This is a genomic window from Salinivibrio sp. EAGSL (assembly GCF_013366455.1).
GTDB lineage: Bacteria > Pseudomonadota > Gammaproteobacteria > Enterobacterales > Vibrionaceae > Salinivibrio > Salinivibrio costicola.
The window spans coordinates 91,450-108,337 of the sequence record NZ_JABWMG010000004.1 but is presented as its reverse complement, the minus strand read 5'-3'; the positions used below and the strand labels follow the sequence as shown (position 1 = coordinate 108,337).

Below are 16,888 nucleotides of genomic sequence, written 5' to 3'. Positions count from 1 at the left end.
TAAAAAATGAATTTATAGAATTTCAGGTAATAGTTGTGGGGCGATATAGTGGCGGTATTGTCATCAAGGAAATGCGCGAACATGGATTATCTCCCCCTCTTTGCTCAGCTTAAACAGCGTCCTTGCCTCGTGGTGGGCGGCGGCGAAGTCGCGTGGCGCAAAACCCGTATGTTGCTCAAGGTCGGCGCGGCGGTCACCTTGGTGGCTCCAGACATTGATCGCGAGATTGCCGAGGCGCAAGCGCAGGGGAAACTGACCGTCTTGCGCGAGGCGTTTCGCCCTGAGCTCTTGGATGGAAATATGTTAGCGATTGCCGCGACCGACAATGCCTTAGTCAACGAGTTGGTCAGTACCGCTGCTGACAGCCGCAATATCTTAGTCAATGTCGTTGATGATACCCCTAAGTGCAGCTTTATTGTCCCTTCTTTGGTTGATCGCTCCCCCATCATCATTGCTATCTCGTCGGGCGGTAAAGCACCCGTGCTGGCGCGGATGCTCCGTGAAAAAATTGAAACCTTGGTCCCTCAGCACATCGGCAAGATGGCGGCAATGGCGGGCGCATTTCGCGACAAACTGAAAGCACGCATTCCGACGCTGACGGGCCGCCGCAAATTCTGGGAGGCCGCCTTTAGTGGCAGGTTTGCCGATTTAGTCGCGGCGGGCAAACACCAGCAAGCCGAGCAGGCGCTGGAACAGCTTAGTGGACAAATCACCACCCAAGGCGAAGTGGCTTTGATAGGCGCCGGGCCAGGTGACCCAGGGCTACTGACCTTGCGCGCCTTGCAACTGATGCAACAAGCCGATGTGGTGTTATACGACTACCTAGTTGCTGAGCCGATTATGGAGCTGTGTCGCCGAGATGCGGAGCTGATTTGCGTGGGTAAACGGGCGAGCTACCACAGTGTTAGCCAGGACGACATCAATCGTCTGCTGGTGGAGCATGCTCAGGCCGGAAAAAGGGTGGTGCGCTTAAAAGGGGGCGATCCTTTCATGTTTGGCCGTGGTGGTGAGGAATTACAAACCCTTGCCAACGCCGGTGTCTCGTTTCAAGTGGTGCCTGGAATCACGGCTGCTGCCGGGGCGACAGCCTATGCCGGTATTCCGCTCACCCATCGCGATCACGCTCAAACCGCGCTGTTTATTACCGGTCATTTGAAAAAAGAACAAGACACCTTGGAATGGGCCACATTGGCACGCGCACAGCAAACCTTGGTGATTTACATGGGGCTAATGAAATCGGCACACATTCAAAGTCAACTTTTGGCCCATGGTCGCTCGCCGGCGACGCCGGTGGCGGTGATTGAAAACGGCACGCGTCCAGAGCAGAAAGTCTTGACTGGTCAACTCAACAATCTCTCGTCGCTGGCCGAGCAAGCCGCGTCTCCCGCCCTGATCGTGGTAGGCGAAGTCGCGGCCCTCGCCGGTCAGTTGACCTGGTTTGGTGATAATAATGTGGCAATCGATGCTGATCCCACCCAAGCGCCCACCGCTGTGGTTAACTTCGCTTAAAGGATAATGAAGATGGACGCAAAAACACTGACTCACCTCCAGCAGTTGGAAGCCGAGAGCATTCATATACTGCGGGAAGTCGCGGCGGAGTTCGATAACCCCGTGATGCTCTATTCAATTGGTAAAGATTCGTCGGTAATGCTGCATTTAGCACGCAAAGCTTTTTACCCCGGGAAAATTCCGTTCCCGCTGTTGCATGTTGATACTGATTGGAAATTTCGCGACATGATTGCCTTTCGCGATCGCACTGCCAAGGCGCTGGGGCTGGATCTGATTGTGCACAAAACCCAGAAGGGATGGCACAGGGGATCAATCCTTTTGATCACGGCTCCGACAAGCACACCGATATCATGAAAACCCAAGCGTTGAAGCAGGCGTTGGATCAGCATAAGTTTGATGCGGCGTTTGGTGGCGCGCGTCGGGACGAAGAAAAATCCCGTGCCAAAGAGCGTGTCTATTCGTTCCGCGATAAGAACCATCGCTGGGATCCGAAAAACCAACGGCCAGAACTATGGCGCAATTACAACGGCCAAGTGAACCCGGGCGAGAGCATTCGTGTGTTTCCGCTCTCTAACTGGACCGAGCTCGATATTTGGCAATACATCTATCTGGAAAATATCGACATTGTCCCGCTTTATTTGGCCGCCGAACACCCAGTGGTCGAACGTGACGGCACTTTGTACATGGTGGATGATGCGCGGATGCCGATTGGACCAGAGGAAACCGTGATGCACAAATCGGTACGGTTTCGCACGCTGGGCTGCTACCCACTCACGGGGGCGATTGAATCCACCGCGACCACCTTGCCAGAGATCATCGAAGAGATGTTGGTCGCCACCTCGAGTGAGCGTCAAGGGCGGGCGATCGACCACGATCAGTCCGGATCCATGGAGCGCAAGAAGCGTCAGGGTTATTTCTAAGGAGCAGTCATGAATCCAGCAATTCAACAACAGGTAGCCGATCTGGGCATTGAGGGTTACCTGCAACAGCACCAACACAAAAGTTTATTGCGCTTTTTGACCTGTGGCTCGGTCGATGACGGTAAATCGACCTTGATTGGCCGTTTGCTGCATGACTCACAGCAGATCTATGAAGATCAGCTTGCTGCTGTTCATGCCGACAGTCAGCGAGTCGGCACCACGGGCGAGAAACCGGATCTGGCGCTATTGGTAGACGGCCTACAAGCTGAGCGCGAGCAGGGGATCACCATTGATGTGGCGTACCGGTATTTCTCCACCTCCAAGCGTAAGTTTATCATTGCCGATACCCCAGGCCATGAGCAGTACACCCGTAATATGGCCACCGGTGCGTCGACTTGTGACGTGGCGGTGATCTTAATCGACGCGCGCCACGGCATCTTGGATCAGACCCGCCGCCATTCATACATCGCTAACTTGCTGGGTATTCAGCATTTTGTGGTAGCGGTGAACAAGATGGATTTGGTGGCATATAGCCAAGCCCGATTTAATGAAATCCAAGAGCAATATTTGGCGTTTGCCGATCAGCTCAACCCCGGCTTGTCAGTGTCTATGGTGCCCTTGTCGGCACTGGAAGGCGACAACGTGGTCAATGCCAGTGACGCGATGGCGTGGTATCAAGGCGAGCCGCTACTCAGCCAGCTAGAAGCCATCGACATTGAAAAATCGCGCGGGACGGGCGCATTCCGTTTTCCGGTGCAGTATGTCAATCGACCAGATCTGAACTTCCGTGGCTATGCAGGCACCCTTGCCAGTGGCGAATTGCATGTGGGCGATGAGGTTAAGGTACTCCCCTCTGGGCTTACCGCGAAGGTCGCGCGCATCGTCACCTTTGACGGTGATCGTCAATTTGCCTTTAGTGGCCAAGCGGTCACCCTCACTTTGGATAGAGAAATTGATATTTCGCGCGGTGATCTCTTGGTGCGTGCGGATGATGACGTCGCGGTGGGGCAACGATTTGACGCCGATGTGGTATGGATGACGCAAACCCCGCTGGCATCAGGACGCGAGTACGACATTCAGCTAGCCAGCAAAAAAACTTCGGCGCAGGTCGAAGCGCTGTCGTATGGGGTCGATGTTAATACGCTTAACACTCATGACGCAGACACCTTGCCGCTCAATGGCATAGGTCGTTGCACCTTGACCCTGAGCGAAGCGGTGCCGCTGGATACCTATTACGATAGCCCGAATACTGGTGGCTTTATCCTAATTGATCGCCTCACCAATGTGACGGTCGGCGCAGGCATGATCCGCCATGTGGCTGAGACGCAGCCGCAAACCACCTCGTCGTTCTCAGCGTTTGAGCTTGAGTTAAACCAGCTGATCCGCAAGCACTTTCCGCACTGGCAAGCGCGGGATCTTGGTCTACTGGGATAGATAATACCTTGGCTGTTAATGAGCCATAGGCCGGTTTGGCGACGTCTATCGCCAGCCGGATAGGGGGCCTTATAAAGGAAATGATAAGACAATGGGTGAATCGTGATAACACAAAACTATTGGCGTGACGGATGGAAAGGCTTTTTATGACTCACACGATTTTATCGTCATCCGATCCTAATGTGGTTTGGCATCAGCACCATGTTGACCAAGCAACGCGTAGCAAACAAAAGCAGCAGCAGCCGGTGGTACTGTGGTTTACCGGCTTGTCTGGCTCGGGCAAATCGACCATCGCGGGTGCGCTAGAGGCGGCCTTGGTAGCAGAAGGACATCATACCTATTTGCTGGATGGCGATAATATTCGCCATGGCTTATGTTGCGATCTAGGCTTCTCTGATCAAGACAGGCGCGAGAATATTCGCCGAATTGGTGAAGTGGCTAAGTTGATGACCGATGCTGGCCTGATTGTCCTCAGTGCCTTTATCTCACCGTTCCGTGCGGAGCGAGAAATGGTGCGCGAGCGTTTGCCTCAGGGGCAGTTTATCGAGGTCTTTGTTGATACGCCGCTGGCAGTGTGTGAGCAGCGCGATCCGAAAGGGCTCTATAAAAAAGCGCGTGCTGGTGAGATCCCGGCATTTACCGGTATCTCGTCCGACTACGAGCCACCGCAAACGCCGGCGATCCATTTAACCGGCGAGCAGAGTGTGGCTGAGCATGTAGCGGCGTGTCTTGACGTGTTGCGTGAGCGGAGGGTGCTGCGCACCTAAACGTAATCACGCATGGGTATTGACCGTATCGCCTATATCGCTGTGCATCTCAAAGCCCTCGGCGAGCAGATCGCAAATGGCATGGTGGTAATCAGTATGTACGCGCTTTCCGACCAGTTTGGCCAGCTCATGGCCGGTGGGGCTAAAGCGGTAATAATAAAGGCGCATCCCTTTGTGGAGCGGCGTGAGCATGTATTGGGTGTCTTGCAATGTAAATGGCATAGCTGGATGCATATCAATGATCCCAGACTCTAACTCGGTGCGCAGGATCAGTCCCAAATCCATCAGTAACATCAAGTCGGTATAAGAAAGCTGGTAATGCCCAAGCGAGAGTTTGTGTGGCGGCTCTGGGCGGATCAGTTGCACCAAACCTTGACGACGTCGAAAGCCAGTCACTAACTTTTTAGTGCTGTCTTGACCAAAGGTGCTCGAAAGGGCACAGGCGCGTTGCAGTGCTTGTGCTTCGCGCTGGGTCATGGTCTCTAACAGGGTGAGTGCTTTGATCGAGGTACTGCCCGGGCGCAACATCTCTTGTTTTAGGATCTTGGCCCAAAGCTGTTGCATGGCGTGGCCGTGAATATTGCGTGCTAAGTCGAAAAAGCGCACTAACCAATCCGGATCCGGCGTTTGAGCGGTTTCACTGTGACAACTTTCGTAGGTATGCGCAATGATCGCCTCGAGGTTGGCTTGTTGCTTTTGCATTACTTGGCGTTGACGATTCGCGCTACGGTGGGCGAGATCTTCTTGCTCCACGTCTTGTAAGCGAGCATCAACCTGATACTCGCTCGCAATCGCTTTGAGTCGTCCTTTGCTGCCGCGTAGATCAGCGTCTTCTTTATAGCTGTGGTCTTGGTGTTGCCGTTTCTCTGGGTGGGCGTCGACGACCACGGGTTTGTCTTGCTCTGCCATGCGGTTCTCACACTGATTGTCAGCAAAATTTAATACTGGCAAATATGTTAATTATTGATTAAATTTGTTAACATTATGGTGTTTTTTTATCAAGCGTAGGGATGCGTGTGCGAAGGCAAAAACCTAACTCCATCAATTTACTATTGATCGCCATTTATATCGGCGCACTAGCGATATTGTCTCATTATATTGCCTGACAATGGTATCGGCGCCGATCCAGCTCACTGATTGATAGAAATCTACCCGTCGTCGTAGGCGCTTAGCGTTGTGCCTTGTAGCACATAACCCACTTCTGCCAAGTCATGGCTGACATGTTCGGTTTTCAGCGTGCCTTCGACATAAACCACATCCCATAACTGTTGAATCGGCGCGCCATCGGCAAACTTTACATAAATTATCTGATTAGGGGGCGGGGGTGGAACATGAATACAGGCGCCAAGAAAGGGAACGAGCAAGAATTCGGTCACCACTTTATCGTCACCCTCTAACGGGATCACAAAGCCGGGGATTTTGACCTGGCTGTTGTTGAGCTCCGGGCGAACTGAGCCGACAAGACTTTGTGGATTCTCACTGTCGTGGCTGATTTCCGGCATCCCGCGGCTATCAAATTGGGCGCGTTCGTGCTCAGGAACTAAATCTATCCAATCGAGCGTGAGTGTCTCACTGCTTGCCCAAGCAAGCGAGCTCAAAAGGCCGGTCAGTAAAGCGATAAGACCGAGCGTTATCCGTTTTTTCATCTGTTATACCTTTATTGTCATGCCATCGGCGAGCGCCTGTCGATAGGCCCGCCAGGCCGGGATCAAGCCCACGATAAAACCGGCGATTAACACACCTGCCATCAGTGATAGCTCATAAGAAGACGGCCAGTTGAGTGGCAAGAACAAGCCAAACTCACTGAGGATATAAGGCTGCGCCAGCTCCAGCCCGCCATAAAGCAGGAGCACACCAAAGACGATCCCTGCGACGGTGATCGCGACCGCCTCACTGACCAGAAGCAAAATAATATGCAAAGGACGCGCGCCCATCGCCCGTAAGATTGCCATTTCTCGACGTCGCTCATTCAGGCTGGTTAGCAGACTAGAGAGCATGCCTAATAATCCAGCGACGGCGACAAATCCAGCGATGACTAATAGCGCTTGCTCGCCCACGCGCATCATGCCCCAAAGCTCATGCAAGGCAATGCCGGGCATGATGGCGGTTAATGGCTCGCGTGGATAAGTATTAACCCAACGCTGGACGGCAAACGTTTTGATTTTACTGTTTAGACCCACCATCACTGCAGTGAGTTGTTCGGGCTGCAATTCACGCTGCTGCGCTTGGTCTTGAGTGAGGCCTTGGCCAAGTCGTGCGCCACTTTCCCAGCCGACATGAATCGCTTCGATAGCTTCGAGCGACACATGTACGCTGCGGTCCACGGGCGTACCGGTGGGCGCCAAAATACCGGTGACAGTAAACGGCAGATTATCGTGTTGATTAAAGCTTTTATCGGCCAGTCCATGGGCAATGATCAGACTATCGCCCATTTTGTATCCCAGCTCTTTCGCCACCTGGGCACCAATTACGGTATCAAATAAGCTGGAAAATTGGCTGCCTTGGCGAAAGGCGAGTGGTTGTTTTTGACCATATTGATAATGGTCAAAGTAATCATTGCTGGTGCCGACCACGCGAAAGCCGCGGTGAGAGTCCCCCAGTGAAATGGGGATGGTCCAACTCACATCTGAGTGCTCGCGAAGGCGTTGATAACTTTCCCAGCCGATATTGTTGGTGGCGTTACCAATCCGAAACACGGAATAGAGCAGTAAATTAATGGGACCGGAGCGGGCACCGACAATTAAATCGGTGTTGGAGATGGTGTTGGCAAAGCTGGCTTTAGCTTGGGTGCGCACCTTCTCCACCCCGAGCAACAGCACCACGGCGATAGTGACGGTCAGTAAAGAAAGCAGCGCGGTGGCACGACGATTTTTAAGGCTTTGTCCCGCCAGTCCCAATAGCGAAATCATTGGTGAGCCTCCTTGCGATGTATGGCACGATTCAGCATGGCGCGATTCAGGCTAGGTAGCGACACATCACGATCAAACAAGCTAGCTAATTGGCTGTCGTGGCTAACAAATAATAAGCTGCTATTCGCGTCACGACATCGGTCTTGAAGCAACTGAATAAAAGTGTTGCGGGTGTCAGCGTCGAGCGCAGAAGTCGGCTCGTCAGCGATAATTAATGCCGGCGCACCAATCAGCGCCCGCGCCGCCGCGACCCGTTGTTGCTGGCCGATACTCAGCGCGGTGACCGGCTGGTGGTGGCAGTTTGTGGATAAGCCCAATTGGTCGAGCAAGGTGGCGGCCTCTTGATGAGGCGATCGTGTCAACGCCTGACGACGCAAATGAGAAAAGCGCAGCGGCACGGTGACATTATCGATCACCGATAAATAAGGCAGCAGATTAAATTGCTGAAAAATATAACCAATGTGGTTAGCACGGAATTGATCACGCTCGCGATCATTCAGTGTCGTTAGCGCTTGATGATTGACCGTCAGCGTACCCGTCTGGGGGATATGAATACCCGCAATCAGGCTTAGCAGGGTGGATTTACCACTGCCGCTGGGACCTTGTAAAAATATATGCTCGCCAGCATTGACCGCAAAACTGTCGATATCAAGGATCGGTTGCGGCTGGCCCGGCCACGTAAAACCTAGTTGTTTGATGGTTATCATGCCTGACAGGGGCACTGGATGCGCCCCGCCTCCTTTTTTCACTACCACTGGATGTGCGACTTAGCACGAATCAAGGTGTCAACCCAGACCTTATCATCGGTGACGGCCTGAATTTTGATGGCTTCTGTGTTGGGGAACAGGCTAAACCAATCCGTTTTCAATTCGGTGAAGGCTTGTGGGGTTTGGCAAACGAATTGATAGTTCACGGATAAAGTGTTGTGGTTACCCTGATCATGCTCGTCATGGCCGTAGTGCTCGTCGTGGTTATGGTGCTCGTCGTGGTTATGGTGCTCGTCATGACCGTGGTGTTCATTGTGGTCATGGTGCTCGTCGTGGTCATGGTGTTCGTCGTGGCCGTGGTGTTCGTCATGGCCGTGATGCTCATCGTAGTCGTCAAAACTGCTAGTGACTTTGGTCTCGGCAAGCTGGCAATTCGCTGCTTCAGCAAGTTGGAAGCGTTTTCCACCATCACGCAGAAGCGCATAGGCATCTTCGACCGCTTGCTGGTCGGCGGCGTTTTTAGGCTGGTGTTCAAAGCCGACCACATCATTGCCGGGGGCCGTTAACTCAATGAATACGCGCTCACCGTCTTGGGCGAGGCTCAGTGCTACCTCCCCGTGGACGTGGGCATCGAACGACTGATAGCTGGCTTCATCGGCTAATGTTGCTGCAGAGGTGGTCGCGATGGCCATAGTGATAACGCTGGGTAATAAACGAGCTTTCATGTGGTTTCTCCTCGTGAATAAATGAATTAGATAATGAAGGCATTTATTTCACTCGGTGGGGCGCGCGCCGAAAAGGCAATAGCGGTACGATAAGCTCGCTGAGGTTTTGACCAAACGATGAGGGTATTGGCAGCATAGGTGGGCGTCGGTGTCACGATACTGGAAGCCAGTATTGCTGGTGGGATGAGATGACAGACACCACAATGCTCACTGTGATGGCTCGGGGCTAAGGTGTCGACTTGATGGTGCGCCCACAGTCCGGCTTGGCTAAGCACCAATACAAATAGCAGGTTGACGAGCACTCGCCGAGTCATCCAGACGTCCATGAGGTTATTGAGTAATGTGATAACATAACAATTGTAGCCTTGAACGCCAAGTCTGAAATGAAAGCGCGGGCCTTGCCCGCGATATGATTATTGGTTTACCAGCTCTGTCACCAAGCTGACAACTTGATTCACTTCATCCTCGTTTAGCTTGCCTTCTTTTACAAAACGCACCATGCCTTTATCATCCAGTACGGCAATCAACGAGCTCTCTTCTTTTAAGCGCCATGCCTCTGCGACACTGCCATTTTCGTCGAGCACAATCGATGACCAGCTAAATTCGCGTTTACTGTCTTCGGCTGACGATTTTACAAAGCCGCCAGTTCCCCACATGGCATCATCTTGATTGATGATGGTGGTGGTTTGATAGCGTGCATCGTCAAAATCCGCGGCGGTAATTGCCGCCATGAGGGGGGCGTTCATTTCTTTGGCGCTACTGCGTCCAGCAATGGCTTGGATCACGCGTACTTTTTCCTGCAACTGTTCGGTTTGCCAAGCTTGATAAACGATATCGTCGCCATTCAAGGTTAGTTCGCCGTGCTCGGCGACCTTGGCTGACGGTAAAGGTGCACCGTTTTGGATCGTGTGCGCCCAACTGGTGCCTGTGAATAACGCAAAAGTGAGAGCAAGTAGGGTTTTGTTCATGCTTTATCATCCATGTCTGTGGTCATTATTTGGCATTCGGTGCCAAGTTATCTATGGTTACGCCAGACAGTGCGTTGTGCCAAGTGCCAAGAGTTAATCCGTGCGCAAGATCGGAGTTTTATCCAGTGATCGTCACTTCAAAGCGCGCGTATTGATCTAAGGTAGGAACTTTTCGTGCCCAGTAGGCTCTAATTCTGTGCTTGTCATCAGAATAAGATGGCACTTTGCTTGCTTAGCTTTATACGTGGAGATTGCCAGATAATATTCGGTGCTCCAAGGTGGTAACACATGATTTACCGAGAAACGGTGAAAGTGCGTTGTTACTGTTTCGGTCTGTTCATCAGACTTGGTTGAGAAATAAAGGGATCCCTATGCTTCGCATCTTTCGTCAATATCGACCAACCCAGATTGCGCGATATGTGAAACGATTTTTTAAGGGCCGACTTTATATTGAAGGTGTCGGCGCGTTTGAGTTTGATGGTGGGCGTTTGCTACCTCCAGGACACAGTGATAAACGTGCACTCTCGGTCATGACGAAGTAAATAAAGAAATTAAATCGATGGCCATCACCGCATAAAAAACGTGCGATGCAGAAAAAACACGTCTAATGACGTGTTTTTTTATCTCTGAGTTTGCGTGTCATCAGACTTTTGCGTGCCTTCAGACTATTGTGGCGGGAAGCAAACGCCGGTGCCACCCAAGCCGCAGTAGCCTTGGGGATTTTTGTGCAGATACTGCTGATGGTCTGTTTCTGCTAAGAAATAAGTACCTGCGGGGGCGATCTCTGTGGTGACGGCATCCGACTTGCCCGCTGCTTTTAAAGCGGCTTGATAGGCGGCAAAGCTGGCTTCTACCGTCGCGCGATCGGCAGGATCACAGTAATAAATGGCTGAACGGTACTGTGGGCCCACGTCATTACCTTGGCGCAACCCTTGAGTTGGATCGTGGTTTTCCCAAAAGATCGTCAATAAAGCGTCCAGACTGGTGACACTCGGGTCAAAAATGACATTAACCACTTCGGCGTGGCCTGTTTGACCCGTACAGACATCTTGATAGCGCGGGTGTTGTGTTACCCCACCGCAGTAGCCAACAGAGGTCATGACTACACCTGGTTGTTGCCAGAGTTTGCGTTCCGCTCCCCAAAAACAGCCCATCCCTAAAATGACCTGTTTCTGACCGTTCGCTGGGGCCGTTGTGATAGGTTGCCCAAATACGGCATGTGGCTCGGTGGGCGTGATGGCATCAGCACGATCCGCAATCGCATTATCGGGTTGGCTGAACGAAGATTGCATCGACATAGGCATCCTTTTACTGCTGTGATGAAAAGCGTTATGTGTTGTATGAAACCGCTTTGGGTGTGGACTGATGTGAATGGCGCTAGCATCAAGCCCAGCTCAACGCGTAATATGGCAAGATATCATCAATTTTGTTGAGCGGCACCCTAGTAATGGTTCTCATTGCATGAAGATACGTAAACTCTCCCTTATTGCGATCGCTTTTTTACTGCTACCTAGCTGGGTACGCGCGAGCCTCGACGTTGAGCTCCAAGGACTCGAGGGGGAGGCGCAACAAAATGTAGCAACCTATTTGGCGGCGATCGCGCCCGAAGAACGCGATGGGTCGTATCGGTTTAAGGCGCGTGTCGAGCGCGATGTCCGACAAGCACTCCAGGCAGTAGGCTACTATCAGCCAAAAATCACGCTGAACGAGCCAGAGGGCGATACCCTGGTTGTCTCCGTTAAGCCTGGCCCCCCGGTCAACGTGGCGCAAGTCGATGTCGTCTTTTCCGGTGAAGCTGCGATGGATGATGACTTTCATTCGCTTAAAGCGAAAGGACCGCAACCTGGTCATCGGCTCAATCACAGTGATTATGAGTCACTCAAAAGTCAGATCCAGAGCTTAGCCGTGAAAAAGGGCTATTTTGATGGTCGTTTTACGCAAGCCCGGCTCGAAGTTGCGCCTGACCGCCAGCAAGCCTTTATTCGTCTGCATTTTGCCAGTGGCAAGCGTTATCATTTTGGTGCGATCGATTATCAAGGCTCGCAAATCCAGCATAAGCGACTTGATACACTGCGAGATTTTTCACCAGGTGATCTCTATCAAGTTACTGACTTAGGCGAGTTTAACCAAGCGTTAGCAAATACGGGCTGGTTTGCCAGTGCATTAGTCCAAGCGGATATGGAAGACGCCGAGGACAATGAAGTGCCGATCAAGGTGACGTTGACCCCGGAAGCGCGCAACAAGTTTGAAACTGGGGTGGGGTATTCCACCGACATTGGTCCGCGTCTTAAGCTTAATTGGCGTAAGCCTTGGTATAATTCAAGGGGGCATAGCCTGAGCACATCACTGGCGGTTTCTCAGCCAGAGCAAACCCTTACTTCTACCTATAAAGTGCCGCTTGACGATGTTTCACGGGAATATTATCAAGTTCAGCTGGGGTTAAAAAATACAGACCAACGCGATACCACCAGTTTTGAAGCGACGACCTCTGTCTCCCGACACTGGCTTTATGATACCGGCTGGCAGCGCAGTGTATCGCTGCGCTGGCTGTACGAAAACTATAGCCAAGGGCAAGATGAAGATATCGTCAGCGTGGTGCTGCCGGGCGTCAACGTTACCCGAACGCGCGTGCGTGGTGGTCTGATGCCGCATTGGGGAGACAAGCAATCACTGACGCTGGAGGCAGCCGATCCCGCGTGGCTGTCGGATATTAGCTTGCTGCGACTTCAAGGTCGTAGTGCTTGGATTCGCAGTTTAAATAAGAATCATCGTGGCTTACTCCGGGTCATGGTGGCGCCCTGATTTCCGAGGAGTTTCGTGAAGCACCACCATCATTACGCTTTTTCGCTGGGGGGGATAACAGCATTCGTGGTTATGGCTATGAAACCGTCTCGCCTGTCGATGACAGCGGTCAGTTAAGTGGTGCACGCTATATGTTAACCGGGACTTTAGAATATCAGTATCGTCTTGGTGGCAATTGGTGGTGGGCGGTGTTTGCTGACGGCGGCGATGCGTGGACCAACCATTTGTCATGGAAGCGCGCGGCCGGGACAGGCATTCGTTGGTCATCACCGGTGGGCCCGATTCGCCTTGATGTCGCCCATGGTTTTGATAATGACGATGACGACTTTCGTGTGCACCTGACGTTGGGGCCTGAATTATGAGCCGGTGGTTGGTTAGATTAACTTTGATTCTATTAATCACGATATTTGCGCTGGTAGGTTTGGTGTCCACCACCTTATTTACGCCGATCGGGTTACAAGTTGGAGTGTGGGGGGCACAGAAAGCTATACCTGCATTATCGCTTGAACAAGCCGAGGGCACTTTGCTGACCGGCTTTGAACTTCGTGGTCTGCAATATCAGGATGAGCAAATCCAATTGGCCGCTAATAAGCTGGGGATTGAGATAAAAGGTAAGTGCTTACTTACCCCATCAATCTGTGTCGAACAACTGGCGGCTGAAGGGGTAACGCTTGCGCTTAATTTCCCGCCAAGCGATGACAACACCGCCGCCGAGCCGTCTACCGCGAGGATCCAATCGCCGCTACCGATACATATTAACGCGTTTGCATTCAATGATGTGGCGATTCAGGTGGCGGGACAGGCGATTGACTGGCAGCAGCTTCAAGGCGGTGTGCATGTCGAGGGAGACACATTAACCTTATCGCCCACAAAGTGGCAGCAGCTGGTGGTTACCCTGCCCACCAACGACAGTGATCAAGAAAATACCGACCGTGCGGTTGGTAAACCTGATAGCGACGCCTCGAGTGCCCCTTTTCATTATCCAGGGCTCCGCTTGCCGTCTATTCATGTGCCGCTAAATATCAATGTTGAGCAATTTAGCCTACGCGATACTCGTATTGACGCCGGTACAGTACATACTTTTTCTTCGTTAGATCTCGTCGGCGCCGTCAAAGGCAGTGCGGTGACGATTGACCATTTTTCGGTGGCCGCCCCTCAGGGCACGGCTAAGCTTTCTGGCGATATTCTGTTGGAAGGTGAGTACCCACTGACCTTAGAAACACAGTTGACCACGAACTTGGCATCGCTCCAAGGCCAAGCTTTATCGCTGTCGGCCTCAGGAAGTCTTGCCGCGCTTAAGCTAAACGCGAGCGCGCGCGGCCCGGTGACGGCGACGCTTGAGGGAGAAGCAAACGTGCTGGCACCGAACTTACCTTTTGCCGTGCAATTGGATAGCGAGGCATTGGCGTGGCCGCTGACGGGGAAAGCGATCGCGGCATTACGCGAGCTACACTTTCACGCCGATGGTGACTTATCTGACTATCAGCTGGGGCTACAAAGTGACGTCGACGGTCCTGAGGTGCCGAAAACACAACTAAACCTTGCCGGGCAAGGTAGCCTCTCGGCGCTCAAGCTCTCGCAATTTGAGGCACAAACACTCGGTGGTACTGTTGCTGGGCGCGCCAGCGTGGATTGGTCCAGCGTGCCTTTTTGGCAAGCCGAGTTAGGCTTTGCCCATATTCAGCCTCAGCGGCAATGGCCTGAAGTGAATGGTGATCTCACCGGCGCCGTGAGTCATCGTGGGCGCTTAACGCCACAGGGTGGTTGGGATGTATCTATGCCAACCTTGGTTATTCATGGTGAGCTTCAGCAACTCCCCCTTTTGGTATCTGGCGCGCTCAATGCCCATGATCGTGATGGCGATGGACAACCTAGCGTTTCTACCTCCGGTCTGACGTTTTCCCACGGCCCTAACCGTATTACTGCACAAGGACAAGTGCGTGACGAGTGGCAAATGGGGCTATCGGTGGATATTGCTGACCTGTCTCAATCATTACCGATGTTAACTGGTGTGATTCGTGGCGATGCGCGTCTGAGCGGGCCCTTTGCCCATCCCGATGCCAAACTGGCCGTCGATGCCAAGCAGTTGCGCTGGCAAGATCTTCGCATCAATCAGCTTACCTTAGACGGCGCGCTGGCCTTCAAGGATACCTTAGGTGGCAACCTGAATGTGTCTGTACTGGGAGGGCGCTATCAAACGCTGCGTTTAGAGAGCTTAGATCTTACCGTCCGCGGTGATGAAGCCGAGCATCAGCTGGATTTACGCTGGCAAGGCGTCCCTGCCTCTGGCGTGCTACGTATTCAAGGTGCGTTGGCGCGCGAGTCCGGTTGGCAAGGGCAACTGCTCGATACGCGGGTGAATGTAGAAGACATTGGCGACATCGTGCAGCAAACCGCGGCGCCCATTGCGTTTACTTTCGCCGATAAGCAAACCCAGGTCGGCGAGCATTGCTGGCAGTGGCAAGCCACTTCTTTATGCTTATCACAACCGGCCTATATTGGTGAGCAAGGAGAGGTCGTTGCCAATATTGAAGGGTTTGATGCGAAGCAAATTGCGGCGTTCATGCCGCCGGAATGGCACGTTGAAACACGTGCCAATGCAGCCGTTCACGCTCGATGGCAGCCTGACGCCTCGCCAGATGTACGCGCCTCGATTGATATCACCGACGGTACACTGCGTCAGCAAACAGAGAGGCCACTGGTCATTGACTGGCAACACGCGAACATGGATGCACGCTGGCACAATGACCAATTACAAGGAGCGCTTGCTCTGACGTTGGATGATGGTGGCACCCTTGCGTCTGGGTTCACCCTAACCGATTTATTGGCCCCTACACCTACGATTACTGGCGATCTTATCGTGACTGCTGTGCAGTTGGCCAAGCTTGAGCCCTTGCTCGGAAACGATAAACAAGCGGATATGAATGGTGAAGTGAATGCGAATTTACGTCTTGAAGGCCCACTAACGTTACCGCAAGTGTATGGCGGCATGACGGTCAGTGGGCTGCGGATGAAAGGCTTATCGTCACCGGTGGATGTAGATAACGGGCAATTGGCTCTGACGGTTGATGGGCAACAAGGGCAACTGGATGGGCAGTTAATCACGCCTGAGGGTCCGCTAACACTAAAAGGCGATGGCCAATGGCCCCGCATTGATGATTGGCAATTTGGCTTGAATGTATCGGGTGATACGTTACGTGTTAACCTTCCCCCAATGGTAAAGCTCGATGTCGCGCCAGATCTTACCGTCTCTGCGACGCCTGACCAGGTCGCGATTCGTGGTGATATTCATGTGCCTTGGGGACGGATAGAAGTCGAAAATTTACCTGCGTCAGCGGTGACGGTGTCAGACGATACGGTGCTGTTAAACCAAGACTATACGCCAAAAAGTGCAGAACAAGACGAGCCGATGCCGTTTAACCTAGTCACCGATGTAAAGTTAGCGCTGGGGGATGACGTTAGTCTCGCAGCCTTTGGTTTAAAGTCGCGCTTATCCGGTGAACTGAATATCAAAAACAACCCGCAAGGTGTATTAATTGTCGGGAATGTCAGCTTACTGGACGGAACGTATCGCTCGTTCGGGCAAGACTTGATTATCCGCAAAGGGGAAATCTTGTTTAATGGCCCCGCCGACCAACCCTACCTGCAAGTGGAAGCGATTCGTAACCCAGAGCGAATAGAGGGGGATGTGATCGCAGGTATTCGCTTGAGTGGCCCGGCCGATGATCCGGTTGCGGATATATTTATGGATCCGGCTGGCTCGCAGGCGAATGCCTTATCTTATCTATTGCGTGGCCGAGCGCTGGATGCTGGCGCCGGCGATGCCAATATGACCTCGATGCTGATTGGTATTGGGTTAGCGCAAAGCGGAAAATTGGTAGGAGAGATCGGCCAAGCCTTTGGTGTTGAGGATCTCACCTTAGATACCGCGGGTGCCGGCGACGAACAAAAGGTCGAAGTGTCAGGCTATATTTTACCGGATTTGGAAGTGAAATATGGGGTCGGGATCTTTGATGCGATTGGGGTATTTACTGTGCGCTATCGTTTAATGAAAGACCTTTACCTAGAAGCGGTGTCGGGTGTTGACCAAGCGGTCGATGTGCTTTATCAGTTTGAGATTAAATAAAAAAGCCCGCTGATAGAGCGG

General features: G+C 52.5%; 12 protein-coding genes and 3 pseudogenes. 7 read left to right on the top strand and 8 right to left on the bottom strand.

The genetic code is table 11. The features are described 5' to 3' along the window. Positions 1 to 81: 81 nt before the first annotated feature. The 4 genes and pseudogenes from cysG to cysC all read left to right on the top strand — a co-directional run bounded on the left by cysG (position 82) and on the right by cysC (position 4,630). Positions 82 to 1,509: a siroheme synthase CysG gene (gene cysG / locus HLG76_RS03755; protein WP_175993087.1), complete on the top strand. Its 1,428-nt coding sequence runs from the start codon at positions 82 to 84 to the stop codon at positions 1,507 to 1,509. Between the two features lie 12 nt (positions 1,510 to 1,521). Next, a pseudogene (gene cysD / locus HLG76_RS03750) lies at positions 1,522 to 2,429 on the top strand (sulfate adenylyltransferase subunit CysD). A 9-nt stretch (positions 2,430 to 2,438) separates the two neighbouring features. Beyond that, on the top strand, positions 2,439 to 3,863 hold the full coding sequence (gene cysN / locus HLG76_RS03745; protein ID WP_175993086.1) for a sulfate adenylyltransferase subunit CysN: 1,425 nt from the start codon (positions 2,439 to 2,441) through the stop codon (positions 3,861 to 3,863). A 146-nt stretch (positions 3,864 to 4,009) separates the two neighbouring features. Further along, on the top strand, positions 4,010 to 4,630 hold the full coding sequence (cysC, locus tag HLG76_RS03740) for an adenylyl-sulfate kinase (protein WP_175993085.1): 621 nt from the start codon (positions 4,010 to 4,012) through the stop codon (positions 4,628 to 4,630). 6 nt (positions 4,631 to 4,636) lie between these two features. Here the strand turns inward: cysC and HLG76_RS03735 are convergent, their stop codons facing one another. The 7 genes from HLG76_RS03735 to HLG76_RS03705 all read right to left on the bottom strand — a co-directional run bounded on the left by HLG76_RS03735 (position 4,637) and on the right by HLG76_RS03705 (position 9,939). Beyond that, entirely contained in the window at positions 4,637 to 5,539 is a 903-nt protein-coding gene (locus tag HLG76_RS03735; protein ID WP_175993084.1) for a TIGR03899 family protein, read from the bottom strand. A 239-nt stretch (positions 5,540 to 5,778) separates the two neighbouring features. Continuing rightward, positions 5,779 to 6,276: a DUF3299 domain-containing protein gene (locus HLG76_RS03730; protein WP_175993083.1), complete on the bottom strand. Its 498-nt coding sequence runs from the start codon at positions 6,274 to 6,276 to the stop codon at positions 5,779 to 5,781. A 3-nt stretch (positions 6,277 to 6,279) separates the two neighbouring features. Next, positions 6,280 to 7,539 carry an ABC transporter permease gene (locus tag HLG76_RS03725; RefSeq protein WP_175993082.1) on the bottom strand — a complete coding sequence of 420 codons (1,260 nt, stop codon included), beginning with the start codon at positions 7,537 to 7,539 and terminating at the stop codon, positions 6,280 to 6,282. Next, positions 7,536 to 8,246, bottom strand: a complete 711-nt coding sequence (locus tag HLG76_RS03720) for an ABC transporter ATP-binding protein (protein WP_217706475.1) — start codon at positions 8,244 to 8,246, stop codon at positions 7,536 to 7,538. Before HLG76_RS03720 ends, HLG76_RS03725 begins: the two co-directional genes overlap by 4 nt. A 41-nt stretch (positions 8,247 to 8,287) precedes the next feature. After that, positions 8,288 to 8,971, bottom strand: a complete 684-nt coding sequence (locus HLG76_RS03715; RefSeq protein WP_175993081.1) for a DUF2796 domain-containing protein — start codon at positions 8,969 to 8,971, stop codon at positions 8,288 to 8,290. Positions 8,972 to 8,997: 26 nt separating this feature from the next. After that, on the bottom strand, positions 8,998 to 9,285 hold the full coding sequence (locus HLG76_RS03710) for a DUF2607 family protein (RefSeq protein WP_077459981.1): 288 nt from the start codon (positions 9,283 to 9,285) through the stop codon (positions 8,998 to 9,000). A 99-nt stretch (positions 9,286 to 9,384) separates the two neighbouring features. Then, complete coding sequence (locus tag HLG76_RS03705; RefSeq protein ID WP_077660528.1) at positions 9,385 to 9,939, bottom strand: YtfJ family protein; 555 nt, start codon at positions 9,937 to 9,939, stop codon at positions 9,385 to 9,387. Positions 9,940 to 10,310: 371 nt separating this feature from the next. Between HLG76_RS03705 and HLG76_RS03700 the strand changes: the two are divergent. Continuing rightward, positions 10,311 to 10,516 (top strand): annotated as a pseudogene (locus HLG76_RS03700) (DUF1107 domain-containing protein). Positions 10,517 to 10,604: 88 nt separating this feature from the next. Here HLG76_RS03700 and msrA read toward each other — a convergent pair. Then, positions 10,605 to 11,237 carry a peptide-methionine (S)-S-oxide reductase MsrA gene (gene msrA / locus HLG76_RS03695; protein ID WP_241824026.1) on the bottom strand — a complete coding sequence of 211 codons (633 nt, stop codon included), beginning with the start codon at positions 11,235 to 11,237 and terminating at the stop codon, positions 10,605 to 10,607. A gap of 169 nt (positions 11,238 to 11,406) precedes the next feature. On the opposite strand from msrA, the pseudogene HLG76_RS03690 reads away from it, so the two are divergent. Together HLG76_RS03690 and HLG76_RS03685 are read left to right on the top strand one after the other, a co-directional pair. After that, positions 11,407 to 13,103, top strand: a pseudogene (locus HLG76_RS03690) (autotransporter assembly complex family protein). A gap of 8 nt (positions 13,104 to 13,111) precedes the next feature. Next, positions 13,112 to 16,867 carry a translocation/assembly module TamB domain-containing protein gene (locus HLG76_RS03685; RefSeq protein ID WP_175993080.1) on the top strand — a complete coding sequence of 1,252 codons (3,756 nt, stop codon included), beginning with the start codon at positions 13,112 to 13,114 and terminating at the stop codon, positions 16,865 to 16,867. The last annotated feature ends 21 nt before the right edge of the window (positions 16,868 to 16,888 follow it).

What these genes read in the sequence shown, in the direction of transcription:
- cysN (WP_175993086.1), top strand. Translation starts at nt 2,439, where the DNA reads ATGAATCCAGCAATTCAACAACAGGTAGCCGATCTGGGCATTGAGGGT.
- cysC (WP_175993085.1), top strand. Translation starts at nt 4,010, where the DNA reads ATGACTCACACGATTTTATCGTCATCCGATCCTAATGTGGTTTGGCAT.
- HLG76_RS03735 (WP_175993084.1), bottom strand. Translation starts at nt 5,539, where the DNA reads ATGGCAGAGCAAGACAAACCCGTGGTCGTCGACGCCCACCCAGAGAAA.
- HLG76_RS03730 (WP_175993083.1), bottom strand. Translation starts at nt 6,276, where the DNA reads ATGAAAAAACGGATAACGCTCGGTCTTATCGCTTTACTGACCGGCCTT.
- HLG76_RS03725 (WP_175993082.1), bottom strand. Translation starts at nt 7,539, where the DNA reads ATGATTTCGCTATTGGGACTGGCGGGACAAAGCCTTAAAAATCGTCGT.
- HLG76_RS03720 (WP_217706475.1), bottom strand. Translation starts at nt 8,246, where the DNA reads ATGATAACCATCAAACAACTAGGTTTTACGTGGCCGGGCCAGCCGCAA.
- HLG76_RS03710 (WP_077459981.1), bottom strand. Translation starts at nt 9,285, where the DNA reads ATGACTCGGCGAGTGCTCGTCAACCTGCTATTTGTATTGGTGCTTAGC.
- cysG (WP_175993087.1), top strand. Translation starts at nt 82, where the DNA reads ATGGATTATCTCCCCCTCTTTGCTCAGCTTAAACAGCGTCCTTGCCTC.
- HLG76_RS03715 (WP_175993081.1), bottom strand. Translation starts at nt 8,971, where the DNA reads ATGAAAGCTCGTTTATTACCCAGCGTTATCACTATGGCCATCGCGACC.
- HLG76_RS03705 (WP_077660528.1), bottom strand. Translation starts at nt 9,939, where the DNA reads ATGAACAAAACCCTACTTGCTCTCACTTTTGCGTTATTCACAGGCACC.
- msrA (WP_241824026.1), bottom strand. Translation starts at nt 11,237, where the DNA reads ATGTCGATGCAATCTTCGTTCAGCCAACCCGATAATGCGATTGCGGAT.